This window comes from Arcicella aquatica (assembly GCF_034928825.1).
Lineage (GTDB): Bacteria > Bacteroidota > Bacteroidia > Cytophagales > Spirosomataceae > Arcicella > Arcicella aquatica.
Map to the genome: position 1 here is coordinate 289078 of NZ_JAYFUL010000002.1, position 8943 is coordinate 298020.

Genomic DNA, 8943 nt, shown 5'->3' on the forward strand with positions numbered 1-8943 from the left:
GAGTTTCACACTCAAATAAAATTATTATGAAAATCTCTGAATTCTCAGTTAAAAATTACCAATTCACGCTGGTCGTGTTTTTGGGTATTCTTTCAATAGGAATTTACTCCTTATTGAATATGCCTCGTGGAGAAGACCCTGAATTTTCTTCTCCTCAGTTTGGTGTCACGGTTATTTATCCAGGAGCTTCCCCCAAAGATGTTGAGCAATTAGTCGCCGATGTAGTAGAAAAGCGTATCAACGAATTAGATAATATCGAAAGAGTTAGAACCAGTATTTATGATGGTGTAGCTATTTTTCAGGTAGAATACGCTTTTGAATCAGACCCAGAAGAAAAATACCAAGAGATAGTGCGTGAAATGAACGCCGTTAGAAAAGAGTTACCTAGCGATGTGTTAGATGTACGCATAGAACGGTATCAGCCAGATGGTGTAAATATTTATCAATTTGCCTTAGTGTCTGAAAACCTTCCCTACTCTCAATTAGAAAAGTATGCCGACGATTTGGAAAAAACGTTAGAGAAAAATCGTTCTCTAAAAAACATTAAAAGTTGGGGCTTTCCTCAGCGAAAGATATCGGTAGAGTTGAATCAGGCGAAATTGGCACAAGACAAAATTCCTGTCAACAGAGTATTAGGAGCGATTCAGTCTGAAAACGTAAATATTCCGGGTGGTTCTTTGAATCTTTCAAACAAAAAATTCAATGTAAAAACCTCTGGAAATTTTAAAGATATTGAGGAAATCAAAAATGTTATTGTGTTCACCAACGGCTCTAAAATTGTTTATTTGAAAGACATTGCCGAAGTAAAATATGCCTACGAAGACGAAACTCATAAAACACGATTGAATGGACACAGAAGTGTGTTTGTAACTGCCTGCCAGAAGTTTGGGCAAAACATTATTAAAGTACGAGCACAGACTGACCCAAAAATCGAAGCGTTTAGAAAGACTTTACCCAAATCAGTTGACTTGGTAAAGGTATTCGATCAGGCAGAATCTGTTGATAAACGATTGATGCGTTTCGCCAAAGATTTTGGTATCGCTATTCTCTTGGTATTGATTACACTTTTGCCTTTGGGTTCTAGGGCTAGTTTAGTAGTAATGATTTCTATTCCGCTTTCATTGGCCATTGGTTTAGCACTTTTATATGCCTTAGGTTTTACCATCAACCAACTTTCTATTGTTGGGATGATTGTAGCGTTGGGTATTTTGGTGGATGACTCTATCGTGGTCGTCGAAAATATCGAACGATTTATGCGGATGGGGATTCCTAAAAAACAAGCAGCGATTGATGCCACCAAACAAATTAGCTTGGCCGTAGTAGGTTGTACAGTGTTGTTAATCTTTGCGTTTTTACCTGTAGCTAACTTACCAGAAGCCGCTGGAAAATTTATTCGCAGCTTGCCTATGGCTGTAAGTGTTACGGTATTGGCTTCTATGGTTGTGGCCCTAACTATCGTACCATTTTTATCAAGTGTTATCTTAAAAAATCATGAAAATGCTGATGGTAATTTCATTTTAAGAGGCATGAAACGTTTGATTTCTGCTACTTATGGTAAACTGATGGATTGGTGCTTGCAACATCCCAAAATCACTTTAGCAGGTGCTTTAGGCATCTTTGTAAGCGTGATGATGATTGCCAAATTCTTTTTAGGCTTCTCGCTTTTCCCTACTTCCGAAAAGCCCATGTTTTTGGTTAACGTAACAACGCCTGTTGGAACCAACCTAAAAGCAACCAACGAAGTAGTGCGTTTTGTAGAAAATGAACTAAAAAAAGAGCCAGAAATTAAAAACATAGCGGCCAATATTGGTAGAGGAAACCCTAGAATTTACTATAATGTAATCGGCGGAGCAGAATCTGAAAATTTTGGACAGCTTTTTGTTCTTTTACAAGATGTTGAAACAAAGGAGAAAAAGCAGATAATAGATAGATTGAGAACTCAGTTGGCTAATTATCCCAATGCTAAAATTGAAGTAAAAGATTTTGAACAAGGCCCACCTTTGGAAGCACCGATTGCTTACAGAGTTTTTGGGAATAATTTAGATAGCTTAAGAATCATTGCGGGACAAATTGAAAAGATTTTAGCAGCTCAAGAGGGCTCTATTTATACTGACAATCCGCTAAGAGTTCAACCAACCGACCTAAGGGTACATATTAACAAAGAAAAAGCTGGTTTGTTGGGCGTAAACATTTCAGAAATAGACCGTACAGTGCGTTTGGGCATTGCGGGCTTGAATGTAGGTACTTATCGTGAAGAAGGACAAATCGATGACTATAACATCAATGTTTCGATTCCAAGAACTGATACCAAACAGAATTTTGAGGTATTTGATAATCTGTATGTGAATAATGCCTTAGGAACAGCTATTCCTATCAAGCAATTGATTGAAGTGAAATTTGAAACTTCGCCCAACCAGATAAAACATTATAATAAAGACCGCTATGTAACCATTTCTACCTTTTTGAAGTCGGGTTATAATACTGCTAAAGTGAATCAGGAATTAATTCAGAAATTAAATAAATTCAAATTTCCAGAAGGTTTTTACTATACCGTATCGGGTGAAGCAGAAAATGCAGAAAAATCTTTCGGAGGCATAGGGGTAATTATCCTGATAACTGTCTTTGGGATGATTGCAATTCTTATCTTAGAATTTAGGAATTTTAAATCGACGCTCATTGTACTTTCTGTAATTCCTCTGGGAATTGTTGGAGCCATTGCTGGGCTGTTAATTGCAGGAGAAAATTTATCATTTACGGCCGTAATTGGTTTTATAGCTTTAATTGGTATAGAAATTAAAAACTCGCTCTTATTAGTAGATTTCACGAATCAACTCAGAGAAGACGGAATGGAGCTAGACGAAGCTATTCACCAAGCAGGTGAAATTCGTTTTGTACCCATCTTATTAACATCATTCACTGCTATCGGAGGATTAATTCCATTGATCATTGAATATTCTGATTTGTATTCGCCTTTGGCAATTGTACTAATTGGTGGTATCACAAGTTCTACATTGTTGGCTCGTTTAGTTACACCAGTAATGTATAAATTACTTCCGCCACGTATTAGTCAAAAAACCACGCTGGCTTAATAAGTTTTTGCAAGCCCTAAGGGAAATACTATTTGAATATCATTGAGCGTTTTTAACAGAGAGAATTTTATCTATTAAATTAAAATTTTAAATCAATGAAATTCAACACGAGTAAACTTATTCAATTTTTATCACGGAATTTCTATATTAATCCGCGATTAATTGCGCCACAGAAACGTTTTTATGCAGATTTGGGGATGAACTCGTTAGAGTTCCTTGAATTGATTGTCTATTTAGAAAATACTTATGGAATTGTTTTGCCTGATAATGAGGTGGATAAAATTCAGACGATAAAGCAGTTATCTGAAGTAATGGAAGCGAATCTTGTTCGTGTAGAAGCTTAAGCAGTAAAGCATTAAGCATGGCTACATTGCTTTTTGGAAAAGTTTAATATAAATTTAACCTTGACCAAAATCATTCAATTTTCATCAAACATGATTCATCCCGAATTTTAAAATCATAAAAAAGCGGTCTAAATTAGTTTTTCGACCGCTTTTTTATGATTGAGAGACACCGAATTCCTACTGTTTGAGCGGAGCGAGTCGGTTCGCCGATGCGATTAGGAATTCTTGATTTTCTTTTGCGGTCCGCCGCGCGGTTACTTTTCTTTCATCAAGGAAAGAAAAGTAAGGACTAGACAATAATTAATTAGAAAACCTCTCAAATTGTCCCCAAAACGCACAATTTTAGGAAAAATTCGGGATGACTCATGTTGATGAAAAACATTTATCCAGCTATTTCATTCAATGCTTTTACAAAAGCATCTAACTCTTGGGTAGTAATATATAAATGTGGGGTTACTCTTACGCCCATCACATTAGCTTTCTGATTAGCAATTGCCACCGTGAAGATTTTGTATTTATCAAAAAGAAGCTTTGATAATTCAGGAGGCGTTTTCCCTTTTACGCCCACATTGGCAATAGCACAACTACGGGTATTTTCTTGAGGAGTATTAAGCACAATATTCGGATTGTCTCGAACTTTATCTGTCCAATATTTTTGAAGGAATCTTAACCGAGCTTCCTTTCGTTGAATACCAATTTTCTGATGAAATTTAATGGCATCCTGAATGGCTAAGTCTGTAGCAACGGGTACGGTTCCTGTATGGTTCAGTTTGCGAATATCGTCATCGGCAAAACCCATATCTCCATACAATTGCCAAATTTGTTTGATTTTATCTTTCCTAACATACAGAATCCCTGCCCCTAGCGGATTTCCTAGCCATTTATGCAAACTACTACCATAATAGTCGCAACCGCCAAGGTCTGCAATCTTAAAATCTAAATGACCAAAAGCATGAGCGCCATCTACCATTACTTCTACCCCATGACGGTGTGCCATTTCTACAATTTTCTTAACAGGTAAAATCTGCCCTGTAATATTTATTAAGTGGCAAATCATCAACAAACGAGTTTTGGGCGTAATAGCTTTTTCATACACCTCCACAATTTCTTCGTCTGATTTTGGATGATTGGGTACTGACACCATTTTATTCACCATGCCATATCTGCGTGCTTGTAGTTTGAACATATCCAACATCGCCCCATAATCTTGTTCGGCCATAATGGCTTCATCACCTTCTTTCCAATTGATGCCTGCAATGATAGTATCTAGTGACTCAGTAGTATTCCGTGTAATAATCAGTTCTTCATACGAACAGCCGAGCAAGTCTGCTAATTGTTTTCGGGAAACCAATTTATCATCAAACTGGCGAGTACGCATATAATAGGATGACACCTTGTTTACATCTCGAATGTGTTGAATATAACTTTCTAATACTTCGTTGGAAGCTAGAGAATAATAGCCATTTTCAAGATGAATAAAATCATGGGTAAAGTTATAGGCTTGTCGGATGTTTAGCCAAAAGGCTTCGTCTTCGGCTAATTGCTGGGCAGGAATATCAATGGTTTTAGCCAGCAGGCTTTCAATATCCAGCATCGAAATGGCCGAAATACTTGTAAATGTTTTTAGGAATTGACGTTTGGAAAGCATGGGTACAGTTTGGAGAAGAAGTATTAAATAGTTTTGCTTTCCTTGAAATTACAGAATAAATAAGACTTAAAAAATGGAATTTACTAAATTCGGTAAAAAGCATCGTAAATTGCGTCAATATTTGATGTAATCTCACGCTGAATGTCTCAAGAATTTCCACCACTTCCTATACTTTTCCAAGACGAACATTTTGTTGCCATTAACAAACCACATAATTTACTAGTACATCGTTCATCCATTGCTGCCGATGAAAGTGTTTTTGCACTGCAACTATTACGCGACCAATTGAATTGTTGGGTAAGTCCATGCCATCGTTTAGACCGTAAAACCTCAGGTGTATTATTATTCGCCCTTTCAGCAGAGGCAGATAAAGAGGTAAAAAAGCAATTTGAAGCCCATACAATCCAAAAGAAATATTTAGCCTTAGTAAGGGGTTATTTACCCGAAACGGGTATGACTGATAGACCTTTGGAACGTGAGAAAGGGGGATTTCAAGATGCCATTACTCATTTTAGGTGTTTGCAACAAGTAGAACTTCAGATTGAAGTAAGTCGCTATCCAACTTCACGATATTCTTTAGCTGAAATTTCCCCAGAAACAGGTAGAATGCACCAAATTCGTAGGCATTTTGCTCAATTAAGGCATTATTTGATAGGCGATAAAACGTATGGGGAATGTAAGCACAATAAGATGTTTGAAGAAAAATTCGATTTACATACCATGCTTTTACATGCTCAAGAATTAGTGTTCACTCATCCATTTACGCAAGAAAGTATTCGAATCATTGCTCCGATGAACGAAGAGTTTACTCGAATACTTGCTGCCATTGGTATGAATACCGAAGGACTTTAATGCTGATGCCTCAAAAGTCCTTCGCTAAACTAGATACCTCCTTGTACTTCTTGAACTGTTGCTCTTAAACCTGTATAATACAAGGTAGTAGTTGCTTCAAAACCAGAATCAGTACCAATAATCAACCAAATATCTCCTTTTGCATCCGTTTTACCAGTGAATACGCCTGATTTTCTGATTAATTTATACTCACTTTTCTCGGTACCATTGGCAATGTTACCATATACTTTCATGTCGTCTCCGCTAGTAGCTTGTTGTATTTTTTTAATATTCATTTTGTAGTGATTTGATGTACTATCTATCACCTTTTTAGGCTCGATTGAGGTAAAACCTAAACCAAAATAAACGCTTTCACCCGGTGCGCCACCCACACCCATGGCATTTGAAGGAGCATTAGAAGCAAACTCTACTTCAAAATTTATTGAATATTTCTGATTTGCTTTCAAGCCAGAATATTTTCTGGTGATATACATAAACAAATCATCGCTATGATTATTACCCGAAATTCTAAGTGCTTTTTTGGTGGTATCTAATGGCATTGGCAACTTAGCCTGAGCAAATTTCAACTCATAGAAATTTTCAGAACCTACTGGATAATCTGCAAAATCTCCTTTCCATCCCTCTATTGAAGTATTAAAATTTTCGCCAATGGTGTACGTCGGAATGTAAGGAGTACTATCCATCGAACATGAGAATAGTAGTGAGGCTGCGAATACACTTAAAATGATTTTTTTCATGATTTTTGTAAAGTTTGTTTCCTCAATGACCCCAGTATAGTTGGAATAGTTGGAAAATATTTCTTTATTTTTTTCAAAAAAACAACTATCTTTATGATAATCAATACAATAAGAAACATTAAATTTAAAACACTTATTGAACTGTTACGCTTTAATATTCATCGTTTGACAAACACTTTTATCGTATCGACGTGATACTTTATATGTTTATTCTTTCAACATAAAGGGATGTTTTACAAAGTTTTTCAGCCATATCCAGCTCTACGAGAGTTTGTAAATAACATCATGGTTTTTCAATTAGACATTCCTCTAAGTGAAAAACCACCTACTATTTCGTTCCCTCCTTTGGCTGAACAATGCCTTTATTTTTATCCTTTTGAAGTACCCGAAAGTGAGTACTTGACAACCAATAAAAAAGTAATTCTTCCACAAAGTATTCTGGTAGGTCCACAAGTAAATAGGATAAAATTGAAAATGCCTCATCGGAATTTTACAATTAAAGTAGGTTTTCAGCCAGGCGGATTATATCGTTTATTGGGCATACCCATGACCGAAATGATTATGGATGAATCATTAGAAAGTACTTATTTTTTAGATAAAAATATCAAGTTCATAATTGAACAATTACAAGAAACGGCTTCTTTAGAAAAGTCGCTCGAAATTATCCAAAACTTCCTTTTGAGTAAGCTAAAAGTATTAAAACCAAAACTCCCATTAGACGCTGTCTTACCTTTGATAAACAAAAGTGGAGGCTTAGTAAATATCGACACCATCGCCTCGCAAGCTTGTGTAAGTAACCGCCAATTAGAGCGTTTGTTTTTACAACGTTTGGGACTTCAACCCAAATTTTTCACAAGAATGACACGTTTTGCAAAGGCTTGGACTATTAAAGAAAAATTTCCTGACACAAAATGGACGACGATTGCTTATGAATGTGGTTATTTTGACCAAATGCACTTGATTAGAGACTTCAAAGCTTTTTGTGGAATCTCTCCTTCTGTTATCGAAGCAGAATTCAAAAACTCTCCATATTATCTCGGAAATCACTTTTATGAGGATTGATACGCTCTCCAAAGATGTCGTATTTGTACTATTCTTGGGCGAACTAACAGCCTAATTTTGTAATCATAACAATAAAAAAATATGATTATGAAATCTTTACTCCTCTCCTTTCTTTTACTAGCAAGCCCCTATTTTGGCTTTGCTCAAGATCATTCTCAAGATAAGATAGCTATCGAAAAGCAAGTTGATGCCGTCATAAATAGCTGGAATAATCACAATTATAATGATATGAAAGATTACGCTACAGAAGATGCTGATTGGGTAAATGTGGTAGGAATGTGGTGGAAAAACAGAAAAGAAGTACAATATGCACATCAAGTTTTTCACAAAGTAATGTTTCAAAACACTCCTTTATCAAAAACGAGCGTTCATACCAGATTCATTACGAATGATGTAGCCGTTGTGCATTTATATTGGCACATTGGAGCTTATACTACACCCAATGGTAATCACTATAACGAAGCCGAAAACTTGGCTTTGATGGTTTTTGTGAATAAAACGGGAAAATGGCTTTTAACCTCCACTGAAAATTTAGTAATTAACGAATCGGCACAACAAAGTAATCCCGTAAATAAAATGCCTAAAGAATAATTCAAAATATTTTTAGGCTTATCGTTCTGAGTATTAATAAATTCACTAATTTTGCAGTCCCGAAAATGAAGCTAATGGTACTTTCGTCAAGGGAATCAAATCATTTAAACGTACCAATTCGATGAATCAAAAAATCAGAATTAAATTGAAGTCATTTGACCACACTTTAGTGGACAAATCGGCTGAGAAAATCGTGAAAGCGGTTAAAGCTACAGGTGCAGTGGTTTCAGGACCAATTCCTTTGCCTACAAAAATTGAAAAATTCACAGTTTTGCGTTCTCCACACGTTAACAAAAAAGCTCGTGAACAATTCCAATTATGTACTTACAAGCGTCTAATTGACATTTTCTCATCTTCTCCAAAAACAGTTGATGCGTTAATGAAATTAGAATTGCCTTCAGGCGTTGATGTTGAAATCAAGGTGTAGTTTTCCTTGCTTAGATACATACAAAAAATCCCTTCTAACATTGTTAAAAGGGATTTTTTAGTTAAGACTAAATAGGCTTCCCTTGAAAATTGTTTTTCGATATTACTTTACGATAAAATCCACTCATGTTCTGGGTGGATTTTTGCTTTCATCTGGGATGATTTATTTGAAAAATACAATTTTATTTGATTTG

The 8943-nt window shown here is 35.9% G+C and carries 8 protein-coding genes; 6 read left to right on the forward strand and 2 right to left on the reverse strand.

What is annotated here, in order from left to right; all coding sequences use genetic code 11:
* The first annotated feature begins 26 nt into the window (after window positions 1-26).
* Together VB264_RS03175 and VB264_RS03180 are read left to right on the forward strand one after the other, a co-directional pair.
* Window positions 27-3089, forward strand: coding sequence for an efflux RND transporter permease subunit (locus tag VB264_RS03175; RefSeq protein ID WP_323246685.1), 3063 nt, complete (start codon window positions 27-29; stop codon window positions 3087-3089).
* A 95-nt stretch (window positions 3090-3184) separates the two neighbouring features.
* The gene (locus VB264_RS03180; protein WP_309920974.1) at window positions 3185-3433 is read left to right on the forward strand and encodes an acyl carrier protein; all 249 of its coding nucleotides are present in this window, start codon (window positions 3185-3187) and stop codon (window positions 3431-3433) included.
* 382 nt (window positions 3434-3815) lie between these two features.
* On the opposite strand, the gene VB264_RS03185 is transcribed toward VB264_RS03180, so the two are convergent.
* Window positions 3816-5081 (reverse strand): aminotransferase class V-fold PLP-dependent enzyme, encoded by a 1266-nt coding sequence (locus VB264_RS03185; protein WP_323246687.1) that lies wholly within the window; start codon window positions 5079-5081, stop codon window positions 3816-3818.
* A gap of 141 nt (window positions 5082-5222) precedes the next feature.
* On the opposite strand from VB264_RS03185, the gene VB264_RS03190 reads away from it, so the two are divergent.
* Window positions 5223-5933: a pseudouridine synthase gene (locus VB264_RS03190; protein WP_323246689.1), complete on the forward strand. Its 711-nt coding sequence runs from the start codon at window positions 5223-5225 to the stop codon at window positions 5931-5933.
* A gap of 29 nt (window positions 5934-5962) precedes the next feature.
* Here VB264_RS03190 and VB264_RS03195 read toward each other — a convergent pair whose 3' ends face one another.
* Window positions 5963-6670: a hypothetical protein gene (locus VB264_RS03195; RefSeq protein WP_323246691.1), complete on the reverse strand. Its 708-nt coding sequence runs from the start codon at window positions 6668-6670 to the stop codon at window positions 5963-5965.
* Window positions 6671-6898: 228 nt separating this feature from the next.
* On the opposite strand from VB264_RS03195, the gene VB264_RS03200 reads away from it, so the two are divergent.
* From VB264_RS03200 to rpsJ, 3 genes are all read left to right on the forward strand, one after another.
* A complete protein-coding gene (locus VB264_RS03200) occupies window positions 6899-7732 on the forward strand; it encodes a helix-turn-helix domain-containing protein (protein ID WP_323246693.1) in 834 nt (277 codons plus the stop codon).
* Window positions 7733-7819: 87 nt separating this feature from the next.
* On the forward strand, window positions 7820-8323 hold the full coding sequence (locus VB264_RS03205) for an SgcJ/EcaC family oxidoreductase (RefSeq protein ID WP_323246695.1): 504 nt from the start codon (window positions 7820-7822) through the stop codon (window positions 8321-8323).
* A 121-nt stretch (window positions 8324-8444) separates the two neighbouring features.
* On the forward strand, window positions 8445-8750 hold the full coding sequence (gene rpsJ, locus VB264_RS03210) for a 30S ribosomal protein S10 (RefSeq protein ID WP_184135098.1): 306 nt from the start codon (window positions 8445-8447) through the stop codon (window positions 8748-8750).
* Window positions 8751-8943 lie beyond the last annotated feature (193 nt).

Bases quoted from the DNA above. Each gene is read 5' to 3' on its own strand.
- VB264_RS03205 (WP_323246695.1), top strand. From the start codon at position 7,820: ATGAAATCTTTACTCCTCTCCTTTCTTTTACTAGCAAGCCCCTATTTT.
- VB264_RS03185 (WP_323246687.1), bottom strand. From the start codon at position 5,081: ATGCTTTCCAAACGTCAATTCCTAAAAACATTTACAAGTATTTCGGCC.
- rpsJ (WP_184135098.1), top strand. From the start codon at position 8,445: ATGAATCAAAAAATCAGAATTAAATTGAAGTCATTTGACCACACTTTA.
- VB264_RS03190 (WP_323246689.1), top strand. From the start codon at position 5,223: ATGTCTCAAGAATTTCCACCACTTCCTATACTTTTCCAAGACGAACAT.
- VB264_RS03200 (WP_323246693.1), top strand. From the start codon at position 6,899: ATGTTTTACAAAGTTTTTCAGCCATATCCAGCTCTACGAGAGTTTGTA.
- VB264_RS03195 (WP_323246691.1), bottom strand. From the start codon at position 6,670: ATGAAAAAAATCATTTTAAGTGTATTCGCAGCCTCACTACTATTCTCA.
- VB264_RS03180 (WP_309920974.1), top strand. From the start codon at position 3,185: ATGAAATTCAACACGAGTAAACTTATTCAATTTTTATCACGGAATTTC.
- VB264_RS03175 (WP_323246685.1), top strand. From the start codon at position 27: ATGAAAATCTCTGAATTCTCAGTTAAAAATTACCAATTCACGCTGGTC.